The 21,129-nt window shown below is 68.5% G+C and carries 19 protein-coding genes and 1 pseudogene; 4 read left to right on the top strand and 16 right to left on the bottom strand.

Features of this window, described 5'->3' with window-relative positions; translation table 11 throughout:
- The 10 genes from XINFAN_RS18560 to XINFAN_RS18515 all read right to left on the bottom strand — a co-directional run.
- A partial coding sequence (locus XINFAN_RS18560) for a DNA repair protein (RefSeq protein ID WP_124088355.1) occupies positions 1-785 on the bottom strand: 785 nt, incomplete at its 3' end.
- 150 nt (positions 786-935) lie between these two features.
- Positions 936-1,319, bottom strand: coding sequence for a hypothetical protein (locus XINFAN_RS18555; protein WP_124088354.1), 384 nt, complete (start codon positions 1,317-1,319; stop codon positions 936-938).
- A 4-nt stretch (positions 1,320-1,323) separates the two neighbouring features.
- The gene (locus tag XINFAN_RS18550; protein ID WP_124088353.1) at positions 1,324-2,070 is read right to left on the bottom strand and encodes an ABC transporter ATP-binding protein; all 747 of its coding nucleotides are present in this window, start codon (positions 2,068-2,070) and stop codon (positions 1,324-1,326) included.
- On the bottom strand, positions 2,067-2,855 hold the full coding sequence (locus XINFAN_RS18545; RefSeq protein WP_124088352.1) for an MlaE family ABC transporter permease: 789 nt from the start codon (positions 2,853-2,855) through the stop codon (positions 2,067-2,069). Before XINFAN_RS18545 ends, XINFAN_RS18550 begins: the two co-directional genes overlap by 4 nt.
- Entirely contained in the window at positions 2,852-3,901 is a 1,050-nt protein-coding gene (gene alr, locus XINFAN_RS18540) for an alanine racemase (protein ID WP_124088351.1), read from the bottom strand. Before alr ends, XINFAN_RS18545 begins: the two co-directional genes overlap by 4 nt.
- 212 nt (positions 3,902-4,113) lie before the next feature.
- A complete protein-coding gene (locus XINFAN_RS18535; protein ID WP_124088350.1) occupies positions 4,114-5,625 on the bottom strand; it encodes a replicative DNA helicase in 1,512 nt (503 codons plus the stop codon).
- A gap of 223 nt (positions 5,626-5,848) precedes the next feature.
- Complete coding sequence (locus XINFAN_RS18530) at positions 5,849-6,532, bottom strand: orotate phosphoribosyltransferase (RefSeq protein WP_124088349.1); 684 nt, start codon at positions 6,530-6,532, stop codon at positions 5,849-5,851.
- 87 nt (positions 6,533-6,619) lie between these two features.
- A complete protein-coding gene (gene pyrC / locus XINFAN_RS18525; protein ID WP_124088348.1) occupies positions 6,620-7,663 on the bottom strand; it encodes a dihydroorotase in 1,044 nt (347 codons plus the stop codon).
- Positions 7,664-7,960: 297 nt separating this feature from the next.
- Complete coding sequence (locus XINFAN_RS18520; RefSeq protein ID WP_124088347.1) at positions 7,961-8,959, bottom strand: hypothetical protein; 999 nt, start codon at positions 8,957-8,959, stop codon at positions 7,961-7,963.
- A gap of 282 nt (positions 8,960-9,241) precedes the next feature.
- Positions 9,242-10,462: an acyl-CoA dehydrogenase gene (locus XINFAN_RS18515; RefSeq protein WP_124088346.1), complete on the bottom strand. Its 1,221-nt coding sequence runs from the start codon at positions 10,460-10,462 to the stop codon at positions 9,242-9,244.
- 96 nt (positions 10,463-10,558) lie between these two features.
- On the opposite strand from XINFAN_RS18515, the gene XINFAN_RS18510 reads away from it, so the two are divergent.
- Entirely contained in the window at positions 10,559-11,449 is an 891-nt protein-coding gene (locus XINFAN_RS18510; protein ID WP_233352368.1) for a LysR family transcriptional regulator, read from the top strand.
- Between the two features lie 136 nt (positions 11,450-11,585).
- On the top strand, positions 11,586-13,598 hold the full coding sequence (locus tag XINFAN_RS22445; protein ID WP_124088344.1) for an OmpA family protein: 2,013 nt from the start codon (positions 11,586-11,588) through the stop codon (positions 13,596-13,598).
- Between the two features lie 74 nt (positions 13,599-13,672).
- Here XINFAN_RS22445 and XINFAN_RS18500 read toward each other — a convergent pair whose 3' ends face one another.
- Together XINFAN_RS18500 and XINFAN_RS18495 are read right to left on the bottom strand one after the other, a co-directional pair.
- Positions 13,673-14,428, bottom strand: a complete 756-nt coding sequence (locus tag XINFAN_RS18500; RefSeq protein ID WP_124088343.1) for a VOC family protein — start codon at positions 14,426-14,428, stop codon at positions 13,673-13,675.
- A gap of 3 nt (positions 14,429-14,431) precedes the next feature.
- On the bottom strand, positions 14,432-14,794 hold the full coding sequence (locus tag XINFAN_RS18495) for a DUF1428 domain-containing protein (RefSeq protein ID WP_124088342.1): 363 nt from the start codon (positions 14,792-14,794) through the stop codon (positions 14,432-14,434).
- Between the two features lie 80 nt (positions 14,795-14,874).
- Between XINFAN_RS18495 and XINFAN_RS18490 the strand changes: the two genes are divergently transcribed.
- The gene (locus XINFAN_RS18490) at positions 14,875-15,591 is read left to right on the top strand and encodes a winged helix-turn-helix transcriptional regulator (RefSeq protein ID WP_233352366.1); all 717 of its coding nucleotides are present in this window, start codon (positions 14,875-14,877) and stop codon (positions 15,589-15,591) included.
- 131 nt (positions 15,592-15,722) lie between these two features.
- Here the strand turns inward: XINFAN_RS18490 and XINFAN_RS18485 are convergent.
- Positions 15,723-15,922: pseudogene (locus XINFAN_RS18485) on the bottom strand (IS5/IS1182 family transposase); the annotation flags it as partial.
- Between the two features lie 895 nt (positions 15,923-16,817).
- On the opposite strand from XINFAN_RS18485, the gene xseA reads away from it, so the two are divergent.
- A complete protein-coding gene (gene xseA / locus XINFAN_RS18480; protein WP_124088341.1) occupies positions 16,818-18,392 on the top strand; it encodes an exodeoxyribonuclease VII large subunit in 1,575 nt (524 codons plus the stop codon).
- Positions 18,393-19,159: 767 nt separating this feature from the next.
- Here xseA and XINFAN_RS18475 read toward each other — a convergent pair.
- The 3 genes from XINFAN_RS18475 to XINFAN_RS18465 form a co-directional block, all read right to left on the bottom strand.
- Entirely contained in the window at positions 19,160-19,594 is a 435-nt protein-coding gene (locus tag XINFAN_RS18475; protein WP_124088340.1) for a hypothetical protein, read from the bottom strand.
- A gap of 4 nt (positions 19,595-19,598) precedes the next feature.
- Positions 19,599-19,991: a hypothetical protein gene (locus XINFAN_RS18470; protein ID WP_124088339.1), complete on the bottom strand. Its 393-nt coding sequence runs from the start codon at positions 19,989-19,991 to the stop codon at positions 19,599-19,601.
- Positions 19,992-20,063: 72 nt separating this feature from the next.
- Positions 20,064-21,129: alkane 1-monooxygenase (locus XINFAN_RS18465; RefSeq protein ID WP_233352364.1), on the bottom strand; the 1,066-nt coding region annotated here is incomplete at its 5' end.

Raw genomic sequence — 21,129 nt, 5'->3', positions numbered from 1 at the left:
GGGCTGCGCTCCGCCGCGCGTTCGGGGGCGGGTTTGGGCAGGGTGACCACGTTCCCCTCCATCCGGTCCTCAAAATCGACCGAATAGCCGAGGCCGGGCAGGATCTCGCGCAGATCGGCCTCCAGCCGTTTCAGCTGCACCTGGGTCTGGCGTTCCTCGGCTTCGATGTCGGTCAGCCAGCGGCGCAACTCGTCGCAGGTGGCGCGCGCCAGCGCCAGCCGGTCGGTCAGCGCCGCGACCTCTTCCTGGCGCTGGTGCAGGAAGGTCTTCGCCCGGGCGACCTTCACGTCGGAATAGGCGCGCGCCAGTTCGCGCGTTTCATGGCTCATCTGCGCCGCGAGTTGCAGGAGTTCCGGCTCCAGATGGGCGAAATCGGGGTGCTGGCGCAGGTGCTCCATCCGGGCGCGCACGGATTCGAATTCAGACGACAGGGCGAACACCCCGGCGCGGTCGGTGGCATGGGCGAGGCGATAGGCCCGGCTGACATCCTCGATCCCCATGGCGAAGCTGCGATGCGCGCTTTCCAGCCGCGCCATCCGCGCATTCGCCGGCAGCCAGAACAGAAGCGACAGCGCCGCAAGGGTCAGCCCGATCTGAAGCCACATGCCGGCCTGCGGCAGCGCCTCGCCGCCGAACGAGAGCGCAAGCTCCGGCCAGGGCAGCCAGCCGAGCACCGCACAGGCCGTGGCGAAGACGAGGCTGACCGCCACCAGGATCACGAAAAGCTGCGCCGCGGCCCGCCCGGCCTCGTGCAATCTGCGCCAACCCCGCTCACGTGGAAACATGCCCAACCCCCGTCATGGCAGGCTCAGCCAAAAAGCGGCGGGGGCGATCTTGCAAGCGTTTTCCGCGATCCCGGTGCCTGGGCGGATCATTCCCTGCCCGGACCGCAGATTGTTCACATCATGGAAACCCGGTTCAACCTGGCCGCGTGCTCAGGCGCCGGCGGCCAGCGCGCGGAACACCGCCACGGCGCAAGCCACGAGAATCGCAACCAGATGCGAGATCACCCAGGCATGGATCCAGACCGGGGCGGGCCAGCGGTTCCAGACCTGCTGGCTCCAGGCGCCCAGAAGCCCGAACCAGCCGAGGGCCGAAATCATCACCGAAATCCGCTGCGCGATCGGATCGGCGAAGGACTGCGGCAGCACAAGCCACAGCAGCAGCAGAAGCGCCATCACCGCCAGCCGCAGACTGCCCGGCTCGCGCCGCCGCGCCCCGGCAATTCCGGCCCCCGCGACCAGCGCCGGAAACAGCACGAGCAGCCAGCCCATGACCGGCGAGGGCGTCAGCACGCGGTCGAGGAAGCCCGGATCCATCGCCTCAGCGCACCGAAGGGATCGGCCCCTCGGCGCGACCGTGGATGAATTGCTGAACGTAAGGGTCTGACGTTGCGTCCATTTCCGACACCGGCCCGGTCCAGCGCACGATGCCGCCATGCAGCATGGCGACATGATCGGCGATGGCGCGGACCGAGGTCATGTCATGGGTGATCGTCATCGCGGTGGCGCCCATCTCGCTGACGATCTCGCGGATCAGATCGTTGATCACGCCCGACATGATCGGATCAAGGCCCGTGGTCGGCTCGTCGAAGAAGATGATCTCCGGGTTGGCCGCGATGGCGCGGGCGAGGCCCACGCGCTTTTGCATCCCGCCCGAAAGCTCCGCCGGGAAAAGATCGGCCACCTGCGGCCCGAGGCCCACGCGGCGCAGCTTTTCGATGGCGATCTCCTTCGCCTCGGGCTTCGGGCGTTTCAGGCTGCCGCGCAGCAGGCGGAAGGCGACGTTTTCCCAGACGGTCATCGAATCGAACAGGGCCGAGCCCTGGAACAGCATGCCGAACCGGGCGAGGAAGGCGTCGCGCTCTGCCTGCGCCACGTCGTGACCGTCTAGCAGGATCGTCCCGCTGTCGGGTGTGATCAGCCCGAGGATGCACTTTAGCAGCACCGATTTCCCGGTGCCCGAGCCGCCGATGATCACCATGCTCTCGCCGCGGCCGATCCTCAGATCGACCCCGTTCAGCACCCGGTTGGCGCCGAACGCCTTGTGAACCCCCGTCAGTTCGATCATGCCGAGAAGAACACCTCCGTCAGCAGGTAGTTGGCGGCAAGGATCAGCACCGAGGCCGAGACCACGGCCGCCTTGGTCGCCGCCCCCACGCCCTGGGCGCCGCGGCCCGAGTTCATCCCGTGCCAGCAGCCCATCAGCGCCACGATGAAGCCGAAGACCGCGCCTTTGACGAGGCCCGAGCCCACGTCCCAGACCTCTAGGAAATCGGCGGTGTTCTTGAGATAGGTCGCGGAGTTGAAATCCAGCCGGGTGATGCCCACCAGCCAGCCGCCCATGATGCCGATGGAATCGCCCACCGCGACCAGCACCGGCACCGTCAGCGTGGCCGCCAGCAGCCGCGGCGCCACCAGATATTTCATCGGATCGGTCGAAAGCGTGGTCAGCGCGTCGATCTGCTCGGTCACCTTCATCGTGCCAATCTCGGCCGCAATCGAAGACGCCACCCGCGCCGCCACCATCAGCCCGCCCAGGACCGGCCCAAGCTCGCGCGCCATGCCGATGGCGACGATCTGCGGCACCACCGCCTCGGCCCCGAAACGGTTGCCCCCGGCATAGATCTGCAAGGCCAGAGCGCCGCCGGTGAAGATCGCGGTCATCCCCACGACCGGCAGCGAATACCAGCCGATCTGCATCACCGCCTGGCCGAATTCGCGCCAGTAGAACGGCGGGCGCAGCATATGGCTGATCGCGCTGGCCGCCCAGAGCGTCACCCGCCCGATCAGCGCCAGCAGATCGAGGACCGGCCGGCCGATCCCGGCCAGCGCCCCCGCCACCAGATCGGTCATCCGCGGCTCTCCTGGTAGCGGCGGGTGTAGCGGTTGCCCAGCGAGGTCAGGATCTCATAGCCGATGGTGCCGGCCGCATCGGCCAGATCGTCCACCGTCTGATGCGGGCCAAGGATGTCGAGCGTTTTCGGCACCTCGCGCAGATGCGTCACATCGACCGTGATCAGATCCATCGAGACCCGGCCGACCAGCGGGCAGGGCGTGTCGCCGTCCCACAGCACCGCATTGTTCGACAGGCTGCGCAGCAGGCCGTCGGCATAGCCCGCGGCCACGGTGGCGATCAGCGAGGGCGCGTCGGGCTCCCAGGTGGCGGAATAGCCGACCACCTCGCCGGGCAGAACCTCGCGGGTCTGGATCACCGGCAGCGAAAGCGTGACCACGCGCTGCGCCATCTCGAACGGCCGGCCGCCATACATGCCGATCCCGGCGCGGGTCAGATCGAAATGATATTTCGGACCCAGCAGAATGCCGCCCGTCGCCGCGAAACTGCGCGGCAGGCCGCTGCCGTCGGTCATCTCGTGGAAGGCCTCAAGCTGGCTGAGGTTCATCGGATGGTCGGGCTCGTCGGCGCAGGCCAGATGGCTCATCAGCATGACCGGCCCGGCCTCGATCAGAATCGGCGCCACCGCCTGCCATTCCACCGGCTCCACCCCCAGCCGGTTCATCCCGGTATCAAGCTGCACCCCGAACGGATGGCCAGGCAAAGCCTCCAGATGCCGGGTGATCTGCTCCAGACTGTTGAGCATCGGCGTCAGATCCAGATCGTGCAGCATCTCGGTATCGCCGGCCATATGGCCGGAAAGCACGTTGATCTGCGGCCCCGGCCCGAGCGCCTGACGCACCGCCGCGCCTTCCTCGGCGACGGCGACGAAGAAGCGCCGCGCCCCGGCCCAGGCCAGAGCCCGGGCCACCTTGCCCGCGCCAAGCCCGTAGCCGTCGGCCTTGACCACCGCGGCGGTCTGCACCTCCGGGCCGGAAAGCCGGTCCAGCGCGCGCCAGTTGGCGGCGAGCGCGTCGAGATCGATGGAAAGGGTCGCTGTGGCCATGATGGGTCTTTCTCGGCACTCGTCACTGTCGGGTCAAGGGGAAAGCGCGCGCCCCGCACAGACGTCGGCTGCCTCCGGCGGGGATATTTAAGGACAGAAAATATCCTGCGCGACCCTGTTCATTTTCTGTCTCTAAATATCCCGGGGGTGAGGCCCGCAAGGGCCGAGGGGGCAGGGCCCCCTCTTCCGCAGATGCCGCCAGAGCCGCCGGTTCAGAACCCGCCATCCGGCCCGGCGCCGCCGTCCCAGGGCCGCGCGAGATTGCCGAAGCGGGTGAAACGGCCCTCGAACGACAGTTCCACCGAGCCGATCGGCCCGTGGCGCTGCTTGCCGAGGATGACCTCGGCCTTGCCGTGGCATTGCTCCATCACCTGCTGCCAGGCGGCCATCTTCTCCAGCTCGTGATCGCCCGGCTTCTCGCGTTCCTTATAATATTCCTCGCGATAGACGAACATCACCACATCGGCGTCCTGCTCGATCGAGCCGGATTCGCGCAGGTCCGACAGTTGCGGCCGCTTGTCCTCGCGGCTTTCGACCTGGCGCGACAGCTGCGACAGCGCGATCACCGGGACGTTCAGCTCCTTCGCGATCGCCTTCAGCCCTTGCGTGATCTCGGAGACCTCCTGCACCCGGTTCGCCTCCGAGCTTTTCGACGAGCCCTTGAGAAGCTGAAGATAGTCGATCATCAGCACATCCAGCCCATGGGTGCGCTTGAGCCTGCGCGCCCGCGCCGCGACCTGGCTGATCGGCAGCGCCGGCGTGTCGTCGATATAGAGCGGGCAGCTCTCCAGCGTTTTCGCGGCATCGACGAACCGGCGGAATTCGATCTCGGTCATGTCGCCGCGGCGGATCTGCTCGGACGGCACCTCGGAGGCTTCGGACAGGATCCGCGCCGCCAGCTGCTCGGCCGACATCTCCAGCGAGAAGAAGCCTACGACGCCACCCTCGACCGCGCCTTCCGATCCGTCGGGCTTGCGCCCGCGCTTGTAGGCTTTGGCGATGTTGAAGGCGATGTTGGTCGCGAGCGAGGTCTTTCCCATCGAGGGCCGCCCGGCGAGGATGATCAGGTCGCTGTCGTGCAGACCGCCCATCTTCTTGTCGAGATCGATCAGCCCGGTCGAGACGCCGGCCAGCCCGCCGCCGCGCTGATAGGCGGCGTTGGCCACATTGACCGCATCGGTCACCGCCTTGAGAAAGCTCTGGAATCCGCGCTCGGCGACGCCCTGTTCGCCCAGTTTGTAAAGCCGCTGCTCGGCTTCGGTGATCTGCTCTTTCGGCTCGCTGTCCACCTCGACCCGGCCGGCCTTGTCGGCGATGTCGCGCCCGAGCTGGATCAGCTCGCGCCGCACCGCCAGATCGTAGAGCATCTGGCCGTAGTCGCGCGCGGCAAAGGCCGAGATCGCGGCGCCCGCCAGCCGCACAAGATAGGCCGGGCCGCCCAGTTCCTTCAGCCCGGGATCGTCTTCGAGAAAGGCTTTCAGCGTGACCGGCGAGGCCAAAGCGTTCTTCTGGATCCGGGCCGAGGCGATCTCGAAGATGCGCCGGTGAACGGGATCGTAGAAATGCGCGGCCTTCACCACGCTGGCGATGCGGTCGTAAATGTCGTTGTTGACGAGGATCGCGCCCAGAAGCTGCTGCTCGGCCTCGATATTGTGGGGCAGCGCCTCGGTGGCCGGGGCCACTGAGGCCGGCAGATCGGAACGGATTTTTGCGACTTCACTCATACACGCCTGCTCCCTCTGACATGGTTGCCTTAGCCTGTCGAACCGTTCAGAGGCAATCGGGACAGGTCTGTCGAAAAGCCTGTGGAAAAGGGCGCGCCCGCGCCTGCCCGGATGCGCCCTCTGCCAGATGTTGTGGTTTTCCGCGGGATCTTACCAGATCCCGCCGATTCGCGGCAGGGTTTTCCCGGACCTGTCCACAGGCCCGCCCCCGGATTTCCGCGGCTTACGGCTGTTTCCCGCGCGCCGCCTGCCAGGCCCGGGGATCGTTGAGGAAATCCTCGACACCGGCCAGGGTTTCGGCGTCGAACGATCCCTGCGCCTTCGCCTCGGCCAGCATGTCCCACCAGGTGCAGAGCCAGGACAGCGTCACGCCATGTTCGGCCAGCCGCGCCTCGGTCTCTTTGAAGATGCCGTAGTAGAAGATCACGCTGGTATGGCCGCAGGTGGCGCCGGTCTCGCGGATCGCATCGACGAAAGACAGTTTCGAGCCGCCGTCGGTGGTCAGATCCTCGACCAGCAGCACGCGCTGGCCCTCGGTCATGGTGCCTTCGATCCGAGCGTTGCGGCCGTAGCCTTTCGGCTTTTTCCTGACATAGGTCATCGGCAGAGCGAGACGCTCGGCGACGAGCGCGGCGAAGGGGATGCCGGCGGTCTCGCCCCCGGCCACGTTGTCGAAGGCCTCGAACCCGGCCTCGCGCATCACCGTCACCGCCATGAAATCCATCAGCATCGAGCGGATGCGCGGGTAGGAGATCAGCTTGCGGCAGTCGATATAGGTCGGCGAGGGCAGGCCCGAGGCGAGGGTGAAGGGCTCGCGCGCGTTGAAATGCACCGCGCCGATTTCCAGAAAGGCGCGGGCGGTCAGGCGGGCGATTTCCTCTTTGGGCGGAAAGGCGGCGGGGATCATGCGGGGTTCCTCTCGGGGGGCGCTCTTCGGCCCTGACAGGCCTCATCGCTTAAGCGAAGAGACCCGTAAGGGTCGATGAGCGGCGGGTCAGGATTCGACGTGCCAGTGCACGGGGAAGCCGGGGTTGAAGACGGTGACCGGCCCGGCCTCGGTGAGGATCTTTTCCGGGAACTCGGCAGGGGTGTCGCGTTTCACGAGGCGCAGCCGCGTCTCGTTCGCGGGCAGGCGGTAGAACGCCGGGCCGTTCAGCGAGGCGAAAGCCTCCAGCCGGTCCAGCGCGCCCTCTTCCTCGAACACATGCGCGAGCAGCGCCATGGTGTTCGTTGCGGTGAAACAGCCCGCGCAGCCGCAGGCATGTTCCTTCAGTGCATCGACATGCGGCGCGGAATCGGTGCCGAGGAAATAGCACGCCGCCCCGCTGACCGCCGCCCGGCGCAAAGCGAGGCGGTGCTTCTCGCGTTTCGCCACCGGCAGGCAGTAGTAATGCGGTTTGATTCCGCCCACGAGGATATGGTTGCGGTTGATGATCAGGTGATGCGTGGTGATCGTCGCGCCGAGGCGAGGTCCGCCTTCCGCCGCATAGGTGGCACCCTCTTCGGTGGTGATATGCTCCATCACCACCCGCAATTCCGGCAGACGACGGCGCAGCGGATCGAGCACGGTGTCGATGAACACCGCCTCGCGGTCGAAAATGTCGACCTCGGGGGTGGTGACTTCGCCATGGGTGCACAAGGGCAGGCCGATATCGGCCATTTTCTCCAGCACCGGCATGACCTTCGAGAGATCGCGCACCCCGGAATGGCTGTTGGTGGTGGCCCCCGCGGGGTAGAGCTTCACCGCTTTCACCAGCCCCGAGGCGGCGGCGGCCGCCACATCGGCGGGGTCGGTGTCCTCGGTCAGATAGAGCGTCATCAGCGGCTCGAACGCGGCGCCTTCGGGCAAAGCGGCGAGGATGCGCTCGCGATAGGCGCGGGCATCCTGCGCGGTTACCACCGGCGGCACCAGATTCGGCATGATGATGGCGCGGGCGAAATGGCGCGCGGTCTCGGGCAGCACGCCTTGCAGCATGGCGCCGTCGCGCAGATGCAGGTGCCAGTCGTCGGGGCGGCGGATTTGAATGTCGCGATTCATGACATTCCGGCTAACCGAAACCGCGTGTCTTTGCCAGAGCGTTCGGGCAGGATCCTCTCCCGAAACCAGCGGAATACCCGGGGGGTATGCCTCGTCCGGCGAGGGCGGCGGTTCTTCTGCTCGGGGATTCACCGATGCTGGTCGCCGCGGATAAGAGGCCCGGGCAGGGGGGCGTTCCGCGACCCCGTTTGCGCCGCCGGGCGCCATGTGATGCACGGCGGCGAGCCGACTCTGGTCATGGGCTGCATGGCGCGGCCGATCCAGGAGCGGATTGTCGCGCTGCGCGGGGATGCGGGCTTACGACGCGCTCTGAGCGGCCCCGGCCTTTTCGCCAGCCTCATGTGCGCCAGCCTCATGCGCGCCAGTCTCGTGTGCGGCAGTGTCACGGGCGGCGGAAAGCTCGGCGAGGCGGCGGGCGAAACGCGGCGCCTTCATCCTTTGCGTGGCCGACCGGCAGATCGCCTCCTCCAGCCCCGGCCGGCCGCGCCCGGCGGCGGTGGCCAGCAGGGCGCGCAGGTAGACGGCAGAGTCCCGGCGCGCGCGCCAGTGCGCGGCGAACCCCGCCGGGGTCAGACGATCCTCCACCGCCTCGGTAAGGATCCTGTCCAGCACCCCGGCGCTGGCCAGATGGCGCTCGGGCGCGTCGCCGGTCCAGCGCGCGTGCAGCGCCGTGACCCAGGGGCGGCGGAACAGGGCGGCATGGGCGCAATCGGCCGGGTTCAGCGGGTCGAACACCAGCCAGACCTGTCCGGCACCCTCGGTCATGTCGGGGGCATAGCCGTAGCGGCTGGTGAAATCGAGCCGCCGCGCCTCGCGGTGGCGGCGGTCCCATCCGGCGATTTCGGGCGAAAGCGTCGCGCGCGGCGCCAGCAGAAGCGCCCGCGCGCCGGGGGCGGCGACGACATAGCTGGCGGCGGCATAGCCCGCAGGACCGGCACCGTAGAACAGCACCCGGTCGAAATCGTCGAAAAGGGCGTCATCGACCAGGCGGTCGAAATAGCCCCAGACCTCGGGCGCGCGCCAGAAGGTCTCGCCCTCGGCGATCAGGCACAGAAACGACCAGCCCTTTTCCTGCGCCAGCGCCCAGCCCGCGGGCAGGTTGCCCTCGCGCGCGCGGATCGCCTCGGCGCGCTCGAAAGTGACGAGCAGCGTGGTGCCGGTCTCGGCGAAGAAGGCCAGGTGCTTTGGCCCGAGCGGATCGAGATAGCCGTCCTCTTCGGCGATGGCCTCCATCGCGGCCAGCCATTGTTGGCCTGGCCGCGCCGAGAGGCTCTGGGCGCTGAACGGATCCTGCATGATCTCCCCCGGCGGTGGCTGAATCGACGGCGGCTGCCCCGGCGCGACTCTGGCCCGAATATCGCGCCTGGCCGGGGGTGGGGGCAAGCGGAATGCGCGCGCGGGGGGCGCCGGGTCACGAACAGTTTTCGCCGATTGTTTCGGGCAGCGACGATCACACTACCGGAGCGTGTGTCCGCCGCGCCCCTGCACAGAGACGGCGGCGCGCCGGCGCGGGGCCGGGAAGCCGGGCCCGGGCGCGCCGCCGTTTTCCGGGGCGGGATGCGGGAGCTTTGTTCCGCCTCAGAAAAACGCCTGCAAGCCGGTGATCGCGCGGCCAAGGATCAGGGCGTGAACGTCGTGGGTGCCCTCGTAGGTGTTCACGGTTTCCAGGTTGAGCATATGGCGGATCACCTGGAACTCCTCGGAGATGCCATTGCCGCCGTGCATGTCGCGCGCCATCCGGGCCGCGTCCAGCGCCTTGCCGCAATTGTTGCGCTTGATGATCGAGATCATCTCGGGCGCGGCATTGGCCTCGTCCATCAGCCGCCCGACCCGCAGGCTGGCTTGCAGGCCCAGCGAGATTTCGGTCAGCATGTTCGCGAGTTTCAGCTGATAGATCTGGGTGCCCGCGATCGGCTTCTGGAACTGCTTGCGGTCAAGGCCATACTGCCGCGCCGCATTCAGGCAGAATTCGGCCGCGCCGAGAACGCCCCAGGAAATCCCGTAGCGCGCGCGGTTGAGGCAGCCGAACGGCCCCTTCAGCCCCTCGACATGCGGCAAGAGCGCGTCCTCGCCGACTTCTACCCCGTCCATCACGATCTCGCCGGTGATCGAGGCCCGCAAGCTGAGCTTGCCGCCGATCTTCGGCGCCGACAGCCCTTTGGTCCCCTTATCGAGGACGAACCCGCGGATCTTGCCGCCATGGGCCTCGGATTTCGCCCAGACCACGAAGACATCGGCGAGGGGCGCGTTGGAGATCCACATTTTTGATCCGTTCAGCACATAGCCGTTCGCGGTCTTCCTGGCTGTGGTCTTCATCCCCGCCGGGTCCGAGCCCGCATCCGGCTCGGTCAGGCCGAAACAGCCGATCCATTCGCCGCTCGCCAGTTTCGGCAGGTATTTGCGCCGCTGCTCTTCCGAGCCATAGGCGTAGATCGGATACATCACCAGGCTGGACTGCACCGACATCATCGAACGGTAGCCGGAATCGACCCGTTCGACCTCGCGCGCGATCAGCCCGTAGGCGACGTAAGAGGCGCCGAGCCCGCCGTATTCTTCGGGCAGGGTGACGCCCAGAAGGCCCATTTCCCCCATCTCGCGGAAGATCGCCGGATCGGTTTCTTCATCGGCGAAGGCCCGGATCACCCGCGGTTGCAGCTTTTCCTGCGCGTAAGAGCGCGCGCCGTCGCGCAAGGCGCGTTCCTCCTCGGTCAGTTGGTCGTCGAGGCGGAACGGATCCTCCCAGTCGAAGCGGCCCAGATCGGGGGCATCCTTGGCTTTCAGTTTGGGCTTGTCGGACATGAGCGGAATCCTATGCGGCATCTGGCGGGCATTCTTGCATGAAAGCCGCGCGCGGGTGTATCGAAACTGCGTCACGGGTTCATGAGGAAAACTCATATGCTGCCGCGCCGCTATCTGCCCTCGGTCGCCTCGCTGACCGCGCTGGAGGCGCTGGATCGCCTCGGCACCGCCTCAGCGGCGGCGGCGGAACTGTCGCTGACCCAGGGCGCGATCTCGCGGCAGTTGCAGGTGCTGGAGGGCCAGCTTGGCGTGGCGCTGGTCACACGCGAACGCCAGCGGCTGGTGCTGACCCCGGCGGCGCGCGACTATGTGGCCGAGGTGCGCAAGGCGCTGAAGATCCTGTCGGACGCCTCGCTGACCCTGCGGGCCAATCCCTCGGGCGGCACGCTGAATCTTGCGATCCTGCCCGCCTTCGGGATGCACTGGCTGGCGCCGCGGCTGGCGCGGTTCGCGGGGCTTCACCCCGAGGTGACGGTGAACCTGTCCACCCGGCTGCGGCCCTTCGGTTTCGACGGCACCGCTTTTGACGCCGCGATCCATTACGGGCGCGAGGACTGGCCGGGCGTGTCATTCCTGAAACTCATGGACGAGGATATCATCGCGGTGGCCTCGCCCGCGCTGGTGCCCGCGCCGCTGGCACAGGCCACCGAGGTGCTGGCGCTGCCGCTGTTGCAGCTTGACGGGCGCAGCGGAGACTGGGGGCGCTGGCTCGCGCATCACGGTGCGCCGGGGCTGCGCCCGCCCGCCATGCTGTTCGACCAGTTCGCCACCATGGCCCAGGCGGCGGTGCATGGCATGGGGGTGGCGCTGTTGCCGGGCTTCCTGACCGGGGCCGATCTGGAGGCGGGGCGGCTGGTGCCGGTCTTTGGGCCGCCGGTGCGCGCGCATGGCGCCTATTACCTGGTGGCGCCCGCCGGCCGTCCGGGCCGCGCGCCGCTGGCCTCGCTGCGCCGGTTCCTGGCCGCCGAGGCGGACACGGGCGGCTGAGGCGGCGGCGGAACCCTGCCGCTTCGGCTGCGTTGCTATCGCATAACAGGCCCGTCCTCGTGCAGGTTTCCCGGGCAAATACGCCCCCAGCCATGAGAATCGGGCGGTGGCGACCAGAGGCAACAGAGGAAGGCCCATGCGTAAAATCCTGATCTCCTCCACCGCGCTGTCGGTGGCTCTGAGCTCTTTCCACACCATGCCCGCGCGGGCGCAGGTGCTCCAGGAGGATGGCTCGGTGCTCGGGCCGGACGGTGCGGTGATCTGCACGCCGACCGCCGAGATGCCCTGCGATCTGGACGCGATCCTGCGCGCGATGAACATGGAGGCCGATGCGGCGCTGGAAGCCGGGGCCGCCGAAGAGGCCGCGGCCGAAGCCGAAGTGAAGGCCGCTGCCGATGAGGCCGCCCGCGCCGAGGCCGAAGCCGCCGCCGCGGCTGAGGCTGCCGAGGCCGAAGCGAAGGCTGCCGCGGATGAGGCCGAACGCGCCGCCGCCGAAGCGGCCGCCCAGGCGGAAGCTGAGGCGCAGGCCGAGGCGCAGGCTGCCGCCGAGGCTGCCGCTGCCGCCCAGGCCGAAGCCGAGGAAGCCGCCCGCATCGCCGCCGAGGAAGCCGCCCAGGCCGCGGAAGCCGCCGCCAAAGCCGCCGCCGAGGCTGAAGCGGCGCCCGAAGCCGGGGCTGAACCCTCAGCGGAAGCGGACGAGGCGGCCGTCCCCGCCACCGGCGCACAGGAAGAGGCCGCCGAAGAGACGGCGCCAGCCGTCGATGAGGCCGCCCCCGCCGGTGACGCCGCGCCGGATGCGGCCACCACGGAGGAGCCCGCCGCCGATCCTTCCGCCGAACCCGCCGAGACAACCACAACCGATGAGCCGGAGGGCCAGCCCGCCGCCGCTGAGACGCCGGCCGACGAGCCGCTCGACAGCGCCGCCGCCGCGCCTGAGGAGCCGGTCGATGCCCCGGTGCCCGAGGCTCAGGCGGTCGAGACCCTGAGCACCATCCTGACCGCACCGGAATCGGTGACGGGGGGTGCGGATGGCGGGATCGCCGCCGGGGTGGCCGCGGCGGCCGCGCTGCTCGATCCTTCGGCCGCGGGCGCCGCCGCGGAGGACGGCACCGCCGCCGAGGCCCCTCCCGCTTCCGCGCCGGTCGGTGTGATCGAGTCGGTGATTGACGAGGCCACCGCCCGCACCTCGGCCGAAGAGTTCGCCGCCGCCCCGGTCGCGGTGGGCGCGGGCAAGAAATCCGGCCTGTCGGATCTGGAGAAGGTCGGTCTCGTCGCGCTTGGCGCGCTGGTCGTGGGCGCGGTGATCAACGAAGGGCGCAAGGACCAGAAGAAGGTCGTCAGCAATTCCGGCGACCGGGTGGTGGTCGAGAACCCCGACGGCTCTTATGTGGTCTACAAGGACGACGATGCCGTCCTGCGCCGCCCCGGCGTCTCGACCCGCACCGAGAGCTATTCCGACGGCTCCACCCGCACCGTGGTCAGCCGGGCCGATGGCAGCCAGGTGGTGACGGTGCGCGACGCCTCGGGCCGGGTGCTGAAACGCACGGCCTATGACCGGCAGGGGATCGAGACCGTGCTGATCGACGATCTCTGGCCCGAAGAGCCGATCATCGTCACCGAACTGCCGCGTCCGGCGCCCGACCGGGTGACGATCTCGACCGCCGACAGCAATGCCGCGCTGAAGGCCGAGCTTGCCGCGCTGGAGGCCGAGAACCTCGGCCGCAAGTTCAGCCTGCGCCAGATCCGCGAGATCCGCGAGGTGCGGGCGCTGGCGGCGACGGTCGAGGTGGACAGCATCACCTTCGACACCGGCTCTTCGGTGATCCGCTCGTCCGAGGCGAGGAAGCTCGCGGATCTTGGCCGGCTGATGCAGCAGTTGCTGGGCTCGAACCCGCGCCATGTCTTCCTGATCGAGGGCCATACCGATGCGGTGGGCTCGGCCAGTTCCAACCTGCTGCTGTCGGACCGCCGGGCGGAAAGCCTCGCGCTGGCGCTGACCGAATATTTCGGTGTGCCGCCGGAAAATCTGGTGGTGCAGGGCTATGGCGAATCCGAGCTGAAGATCGCGAGCCAGGGTGACGAGCGCGCCAACCGCCGCGTCGTGGTGCGGCTGATCACGCCCCTGATGCGGACGGCCGCGCTGCAATAAGCGGCCGTAAAAAGCCGGGGCCGCGCCGGGATCACCGGCGCGGCCCTTTTCTGTCCGGCTAAGCGGAAGGTCGTCTATTCCCCGCCGACCACCGCGAAACGGGCGCCGCGCGGATCGGTTGCCATGGTGATCCAGGCGCCGCCCGGCACCTCGGCGGGGCCGTGCAGCACCGTGCCGCCCAGTTCCAGGATGCGCGCGCGGGCCGCTCCGGCGCTTTCCACCCCGAAATAGGGCAGCCAGAAGGGCGGTGCGCCCTCCATGCCCGGCATCCCCATCATGCCGCCGATATCCCGGCCCTGCCGGGCGAAGAGCTGATATTTGCCGTCGGCCCCCATATCCATCGCGTCAGAGGCGCTCCAGCCCAGAAGCGCGGCGTAGAAAGCGAAGCCCGCGACCGGATCGGTCGAATGCAGTTCGTGCCAGTTGCCATGGCCGGGTTTCTGCTGGTCGAAGGCCTCTCCCGCCTGCTGGTCCTGCGGTGCCAGCAGGCCGAAGACCGCGCCCTGCGGGTCGGCGAGGATGGCGAAACGGCCGGTGCCGGGAATGTCCTCGGGCGCGCGATGGATCTGGGCGCCGAGGGCCTCTGCCTGCGCCACCGCATCGTCGCAACGCTCCACCGCGAAACAGGTCATCCAGAATTCCGGCATCGGCTCGCCCGGATCCATCAGCCCCGCGACCATCGCGCCGTCCTTCAGCGCGAGGCCGTAATCGAAACCCTCCATCCCGGCGTCCCGGAAGGTCCAGCCCAGAAGCGGGCCGTAGAAGGCGCGCGCCGCATCGGTGTCGCGGGTGGTCAGCTCATACCAGCAGGGAGAGCCATGACAGGACAAGGCTCAGCCCTCCTGGATCAGCGGGGCGAAACCGCCCCAGACCATGCGCCTGCCATCGAAGGGCATCGCCTCGGGGGCCATGTCGGGGTCGTCCTTCGAGCGTTCCTCCATCGACTTGTAGGCCTTGTCGCGGGTTTCCTTGTCGGGCCAGGTCATCCAGGCCAGCACCACGGTTTCGCCGTCCTTCAGATCGACCGCGCGGTGGAAATCGGTCTGCTTGCCCGCGGGCACGTCGTCGCCCCAGCCCGCCACCAGCGTCTGCGCGCCGAGGTCGCGGAAGAACGGCCACCATTTCAGCTCATGCGCCTTGTAGGTCTCGCGGTCCTCGTTGCGCACCGGAATCAGGAATCCGTCGATATAGGCCATGGTGTTCTCCTTTTCGCGCTTGTTTCCGTCAGGCTCGGCGGGTTAGTCATAAAAAGCAACTAAAAACTCGATGAGAGATCGTGACAGGCAAGGCTCCGCCCGCGACGCGCAGTTACAACGAAGGCTGTCTGGCCGCCCATGCGCTGGATCTGGTGGGTGATCGCTGGGCGCTGCTGGTCGTGCGCGAACTGATGCTGGGGCCGCGCCGCTTCGGCGAATTGCGCACCGGCCTGCCGGGGATCAGCGCCAATGTGCTGACGCAGAGGCTCGATGAGATGGAGGCGGCGGGGCTGATCGCGCGTGAGGGCGTGCCGGGGCTTGCGCGCCGTCAGGCCTGGCGGCTGAGCCCGGCGGGCGAGGGGCTCTGGCCGGTGCTGAAAGCCTTCTGCCACTGGGGCGCAGGCCAGCCCGGCCACGATCCGGCGAAATTCATCAGCCCCACCGCGCTGATGCTGTCGATGCGGGCGATGTGCGCGCGCGACCGCGCAGGCAGCCATCTGGTGGGGGTGGAGATGGAAGGCCAGAGCTTTACCATCCGCACTGCGCCCGGCCGCTACGTCGTGGAGCGCGGCCCGGCGGGGCCGGGTGCGCTGCGCTTCGCGGGCGGCACCAATGCGATGGCGATGGCGGTTTACGGGCCAATGCCGCTGGCGGTGACGGCAGAGAGGCTGATCCGCTTCGAAGGCGACATCGTTCAAGGCCAGGCTTTCCTTGACCTGTTCTCGTTGCGGGCCGGGCAGGGGGGCGCTGCCCCCGTCCCCGTTGGGGACTCCCCCGGAATATTTGGATCAGGGTGAAAGGCCTTTCACTTTGGCGGAAATACTCCCGCCGGGGTTATATTTCTGGCTTTGTATGTATATGAAATCCATGCGTTGCGAAGCGTTTTGGCTAACGTGCCAGGGGCGTTAAGCTCTGGACTCATTAAGTTTCAAAGCCAGAATAGGACGGTTGCGACGAGAGCGATGGCTGAGAGGAAGAGGATGGGACATCTGTCGTAGCGTGTGGCACCCACCTCCGGTCCTTGAGCCACTGAGACATGATCCCGATGCGGTTTCGACGTTTGTAGCGGCGCTTGTCGTATCGGACTGTCTTGTTGCGGGTTTTACGTCCGGGGATGCAGGCGATTATGGCGGTCGCTTTTTTCAGCCGGTTCCCCTACACGAAGCAGCACCGTCTTGCGGCCCTCCACAAGCGTGGTGGTCGTCTGGATCGGAGAAATATTGATCACGTCTCGCAAGGTTCGGTCAGAAACGCCAATAAGATGACACCACTCGGCCTGTGGTCGCACCGCCCATCTTTGCCCCACAAACTCCTGGGAAGGGTCCGCCTGAATATCATCCTCAATCAACTTGCAAAGTCGGTCATGCTTTTCCTTTCGGTCGGCGCGCGTCGCTGTTTTCCTTGCATCGGTGGCAAGGATCAGCGACTCTTACGCCGATCTTGCTGCATCGGGGGCAAAAACAGGGGGCGGATACCATTGCCGTGGTCGCCCCCTTTCTCTTTTAGGTCTTTGTCAGCTTCGCCTAGGTGGCAGCGTAAGCCGCGCGGAAGGTGGCTCGGGTTCTGAGCATCTCAGCCAGGGACGCCCTTTTCACGCGCAAGAAAGCGGTCAACCGATCTTCCCCGGCGTCTCTGGCCAAGGCGATCAAGTCCCCAGAGGCGCGCGGGGCACCGTTGAAAAGGGTCTCGGCGCGATCTTCGCCCCAGACCCTGGCGACAAACCAGTGCGTATGCTTCTCAGTCATTGGAATCTCTCTCCGTTAGCCGCGGCGAAAAATTTCTTTTTGAAAATCGAGGGAGAAATTTTTCACCGTTAGCCATTTGCCCCCATTGAAATCATTAAGAAACAGCTCTACCGCCGGAGGCATCCGGCGCGTGGGGGTCAGCGACCGGCCGGTCAGAGGGGCGTACCAGGGGCTTTCATCCTGGCTTAAATACCCCCGCCGGAGGCTTCCCCGGCCGGTCGCGGGCAATACCGCCCGGAGAGGTTGCGCGGACGGCGGGGCCAGGGCAGGAAGGGGGCATGGATCTGTTCGAAGACACCCCCGCCCCGCAGGGCAACAGCCCGGAATTCACCGTCTCGGAATTGTCCGGCGCGGTGAAGCGGGTGATCGAGGGCGAATTCGGCCTCGTCCGGGTCCGGGGCGAGATCGGGCGGGTGTCGCGTCCGGCCTCGGGGCATCTCTATTACGATCTGAAGGATGACCGTTCGGTCATCGCCGCCATCACCTGGAAGGGCCAGGCCGCGCGTTTGAGCGTGCGGCCCGAGGAAGGCATGGAGGTGGTCGCCACCGGGCGGATGACCACTTTCCCCGGCCAGTCGAAATATCAGCTGATCGTCGAGGATCTGGCGCCCGCGGGCGCCGGTGCGCTGATGGCGATGCTGGAGAAGCGCCGCGCCGCGCTCTCTGCCGAGGGGCTGTTCGATCCGGCGCGCAAGAAGCCGATCCCCTGGCTGCCCGGGGTGATCGGCGTCGTCACCTCGCCCTCGGGCGCGGTGATCCGCGACATCCTGCACCGGCTGCGCGACCGTTTCCCGCGCCGGGTGCTGATCTGGCCGGTCGCGGTTCAGGGCGAGCGCTGCGCGCCCGAGGTCGCGGCGGCGATCCGCGGCTTCAACGCCATCGCGCCCGGCGGGCCGGTGCCGCGGCCGGATCTTCTGATCGTGGCGCGCGGCGGCGGCTCGCTGGAGGATCTCTGGGGCTTCAACGAGGAAGTGGTGGTGCGGGCGGCGGCGGAAAGCCGGATCCCGCTGATCTCGGCGGTGGGGCATGAGACCGACACCACGCTGATCGATCTTGCCGCCGATCTGCGCGCGCCCACGCCCACGGCGGCGGCGGAGCTGGCGGTGCCGGTGCGGATGGAACTGCTCGCGGCGCTTGACGGGCTGTCGGCGCGTCTGTTGCGCGGCACGGTGCAGGCGGTTGCGCAGCGGCGCCAGCGGCTCGCCGATCTGTCGCGCGCGCTGCCGCGACCCGAGGCGCTGACCGGATCGGCGGCGCAGCGGCTGGACCATGCCGCGGGGCGGCTCGGCGCGGCGCTCGGGCTGATGGTGGCGCGCCGGCGCGGCCAGTTCGACCGCGCCTCGGCGCATATGCGGCCCGAACTGCTGCTGCGGCTGATCCGCGAGCGCCAGGCGGCGCTGGACCGGCGCGCGCTGGCAGCCGAGCAATGGACGGCGCGGCGGATCGAGCGCCAGCGCGGCGCCTTTGCCAACTGGTCCTCGCGGCTGGAGCCGGCGCTGCACCGGCTGATCGCCGAGGCCGCCCGGCGCGGCCAGGACGGGCGGCTGCGGCTGGCGGGGCTGGAGGCGCGGCTTGAGGCGGCGGCGGATGCGCGCCGCCACCGGCTGGCGGAACGGATCGCCGGGGTGGAGCGGGTGCTGCAAAGCCTCGGCTATGAGAACACCCTGCGCCGCGGCTATGCGGTGGTGAGGGGCGGCGGCCGGGTGCTGACCTCGGCCGCCGACGCCGGGCGGGCGGCGGAGTTGGAGATCCAGTTCGCCGACGGCCGCCTGGCTGCCTTGCCGGTCACGCGGCCCGCGACACCTGCGCGCCGCAAGGACCAGGAAGGCGGCGGCCAGGGCAGCCTGTTCTGAACCCTTTCCGCAGGGAACTGCCGGACCCCGGACTGAGGCTGGGGCGGCAACCTGCTCCTGCCCGCGCCTACCTGGATGCTCATCCGGCTTCGAGGCTGGCGCATTGAGTGTCGAGGGCTGAAAGCGGGGCCGGACCATCCCATTGCCCCCATGCGGCGGATTGCCGGTGCGAAGGGCGCGCGGCTTTGGCCATCCGGTGAACGGCGCCGGAGGGAGCCGAAGGCGAGTTGCGGTGCGGACGCTGGAAACCGGCCCGGGCAAACTCATGCGATCTCAGAGGGATATGAGCATTTTCCCGGTACGCCGTCAGTCTTTCCCGCGGCTTCGCGCGGCGGGGCGGTGGTGCTCTGCCTGTGCGAAGGCGGGCGGGGCCAGGACCGTCCGGAAACCCCGACGGAGATGGGCGGGACGGCTGAGGTCCCTGGGTGTTGCCCTGGCACATTAGGCGGCCGGATCCACGCTCTTCCGGCCTCTCCTTTGGCGAGACGAAGGATTTTCCCCCGATCTGCGTCACCGGAGGCCCGCCCGCCTGCGCGGGTCAGCCGGGGCGGTGCATGTCGGAGAACGGGAGCGGCGCGATCCTCGCCGGGACACTCGCGACCGTGCGATCCGGTCGGTGGCGTGGTTTGTCCGGGCACCGTGCCGCTGCCCGTTGCAGACCGGCGCATGGCTCCGGGGCTGGAAGGGAGGTCCGGAGTCCCGAAGGGGCGGCCGCATATCCGGCGCGGTGCGGACAGGATGGGATCGCCGAGGGACGGCGACGGGCCTTACGCCCCCAGCCAGCCCTCGCAGGAGATCGGCCCCTGGGCGGGGTAGAGCATGATCGGCACCGTGTCGCGCCGCCCTTCGAACCAGCCCATGATCCAGCCGCCGCGGTCGTGATAGGTCCAGCAGACCGGCCGGTCGGGCTTGTCCTCGTAGAGGAAGCAGATCTGCTCGCCGACCTGTTCCCAACTGCCGTGCATGCAGCGGTCGGCGTCGCGCCAGATCACCCGCTGGCCGGGCAGGAAGGTCTCGACCCCGTAAAGGCCGATTTCGGCGTCATGGGTGTCCATGGTGCGGCCGCGGGTCAGCGCGTCGAATTCTGCCGCGCTCAGGGCGGGATCGCTGCCGGGGCCCGGCTGCGGGCGGCTGTCCTGCGCGAGGGCGGGCGCCGCCGTCAGCGCAAGGGCGGTGCAAAGGGCAGGAAGAAACGCGCGCATCGATTCAAACTCCGACATCGGGGGCAGGGCAGGCGAGACCGTCGGTGGTCTGCCCCACCTCGGCGAGGATGCTCTCGGGGGCGGCGCCTTCGGCCAGCGCGCTCAGCCCGTCGCCGTCGCGCCAGAAGGTCCAGCAATGCTCGCCGGAGCTGTATTCGTAGACGAAGCAGATCATCGCGCCGCGCTGGAACCAGCTGCCATACTGGCACTCCTCGGGCGTGGTCTTCCAGCGCACCTTGCGGTTCGGCAGATATTCCTCGATGCCGAAGACGGTGCCGAACTGCGAATAGGTCAGGGTCTTGCCGGTGACGTAGGCCTCGAATTCCTCGGCGCTCAGCGGCGTTTGCGCCAGCGCGGGCGTGGCGAGAAGGGCAAGGGCGATAAGGGCGCGGCGCATTCGGAACCTCCTGCGGGGGCGGTGGATGCGCCCGTCGCGGCGAACCTGGCAGAGCCGGGCGGGGATTTCCAGTCAGGGCTGCGTGAGGGGCGGCGCGTTCTCGCGCCAGCGCCGCAGATGCGGCCCGAGCCTGCGCCGCCAGAGCCGGGGCAGGAAGGCCAGCGTGCAGGCCACCGGCAGCGGCCAGGGCAGGCGCGGCGCCTCGTCCGCGGGCGGCAGGCGCAGCGCGGGATAGGGGCGCGAGGGATGGGCGTGGTGATCGGAATGGCGCGGCGCGTTCAGCATCATCGCCGAGGAAAACCAATGCGCGGTGTTCCAGGAATGGCGCGGGCCGACCGGCTCCAGCCGCCCGTCGGGCAGCCGGGCGCGGCGCAGCCCGTAATGCTGCACGTAATCCGAAACCAGCACCTGCATCTGGGCGTGCAGCCCCAGCCCCGCCCAGGCCAGAACGCCCGGCCAGCCCGCCAGCACGAAGGCCAGCGCCAGCGCGACCGCGCCGCCGGTCAGATAGATCGCGTAAGGGTGCAGGCCCCGGCGCGATTTCGCCCGGGCGCGAAGCGCATCCTCGGCCTGCCAGCCGGCGCGGAAACTGCCCCACCAGGCGCGCGGCGCGAAACGGTAGAAGCTCTCGCCCTCGCGGGCGCTGTTCGGATCCTCGTCCGAAGCGACATGGCGGTGATGCACCAGCCGGTGGGCCGAGGCGTGCTGGCCGAACAGGATCGCCGCGTAGAAGGCCTGGCCGAGGCGGAACAGCGGGCGGCTGGTGCGGTGGATCAGCTCATGCGCCGCCGGATGGCCGACCTGGCCCAGCCAGAATCCCGCGCCGAAGAACATCAGCAGCCTTTGCCCGGCGGACAGCCCCGAAGGCCCCGCCACCGCCCAGGTGGCCACCGCCACGAGCGCCAGCGCCGATACCCCGACCGAGGCCAGCAGAGCATCGGCGCCGGGAAATTCCTGGCCCTCCGGGGCGTCTCCGGCGACGTAAGGGATCAGCTGATCAAGCAGCGCGGCCAGCAGCGCCATGTAGAGAAACCCGGCCCAGAGCCAGACCCCGCCCGCCAGCGCCCCGAGGATCAGCAGCGGCACCGGGGTCATCGCGGCAAGGGCGAAGGCGGCCATCGGCAGGGCGGGGCGGGGG

The organism is Pseudogemmobacter humi (assembly GCF_900609055.1).
Lineage (GTDB): Bacteria > Pseudomonadota > Alphaproteobacteria > Rhodobacterales > Rhodobacteraceae > Pseudogemmobacter > Pseudogemmobacter humi.
This window is presented reverse-complemented; position numbering and strand designations above follow the sequence as displayed.

Bases quoted from the DNA above. Each gene is read 5' to 3' on its own strand.
- pyrC (WP_124088348.1), bottom strand. From the start codon at position 7,663: ATGAATCGCGACATTCAAATCCGCCGCCCCGACGACTGGCACCTGCAT.
- xseA (WP_124088341.1), top strand. From the start codon at position 16,818: ATGGATCTGTTCGAAGACACCCCCGCCCCGCAGGGCAACAGCCCGGAA.
- XINFAN_RS18515 (WP_124088346.1), bottom strand. From the start codon at position 10,462: ATGTCCGACAAGCCCAAACTGAAAGCCAAGGATGCCCCCGATCTGGGC.
- XINFAN_RS22445 (WP_124088344.1), top strand. From the start codon at position 11,586: ATGCGTAAAATCCTGATCTCCTCCACCGCGCTGTCGGTGGCTCTGAGC.
- XINFAN_RS18510 (WP_233352368.1), top strand. From the start codon at position 10,559: ATGCTGCCGCGCCGCTATCTGCCCTCGGTCGCCTCGCTGACCGCGCTG.
- XINFAN_RS18555 (WP_124088354.1), bottom strand. From the start codon at position 1,319: ATGGATCCGGGCTTCCTCGACCGCGTGCTGACGCCCTCGCCGGTCATG.
- XINFAN_RS18535 (WP_124088350.1), bottom strand. From the start codon at position 5,625: ATGAGTGAAGTCGCAAAAATCCGTTCCGATCTGCCGGCCTCAGTGGCC.
- XINFAN_RS18475 (WP_124088340.1), bottom strand. From the start codon at position 19,594: ATGCGCGCGTTTCTTCCTGCCCTTTGCACCGCCCTTGCGCTGACGGCG.
- XINFAN_RS18470 (WP_124088339.1), bottom strand. From the start codon at position 19,991: ATGCGCCGCGCCCTTATCGCCCTTGCCCTTCTCGCCACGCCCGCGCTG.
- alr (WP_124088351.1), bottom strand. From the start codon at position 3,901: ATGGCCACAGCGACCCTTTCCATCGATCTCGACGCGCTCGCCGCCAAC.
- XINFAN_RS18545 (WP_124088352.1), bottom strand. From the start codon at position 2,855: ATGACCGATCTGGTGGCGGGGGCGCTGGCCGGGATCGGCCGGCCGGTC.
- XINFAN_RS18530 (WP_124088349.1), bottom strand. From the start codon at position 6,532: ATGATCCCCGCCGCCTTTCCGCCCAAAGAGGAAATCGCCCGCCTGACC.
- XINFAN_RS18550 (WP_124088353.1), bottom strand. From the start codon at position 2,070: ATGATCGAACTGACGGGGGTTCACAAGGCGTTCGGCGCCAACCGGGTG.
- XINFAN_RS18520 (WP_124088347.1), bottom strand. From the start codon at position 8,959: ATGCAGGATCCGTTCAGCGCCCAGAGCCTCTCGGCGCGGCCAGGCCAA.
- XINFAN_RS18495 (WP_124088342.1), bottom strand. From the start codon at position 14,794: ATGGCCTATATCGACGGATTCCTGATTCCGGTGCGCAACGAGGACCGC.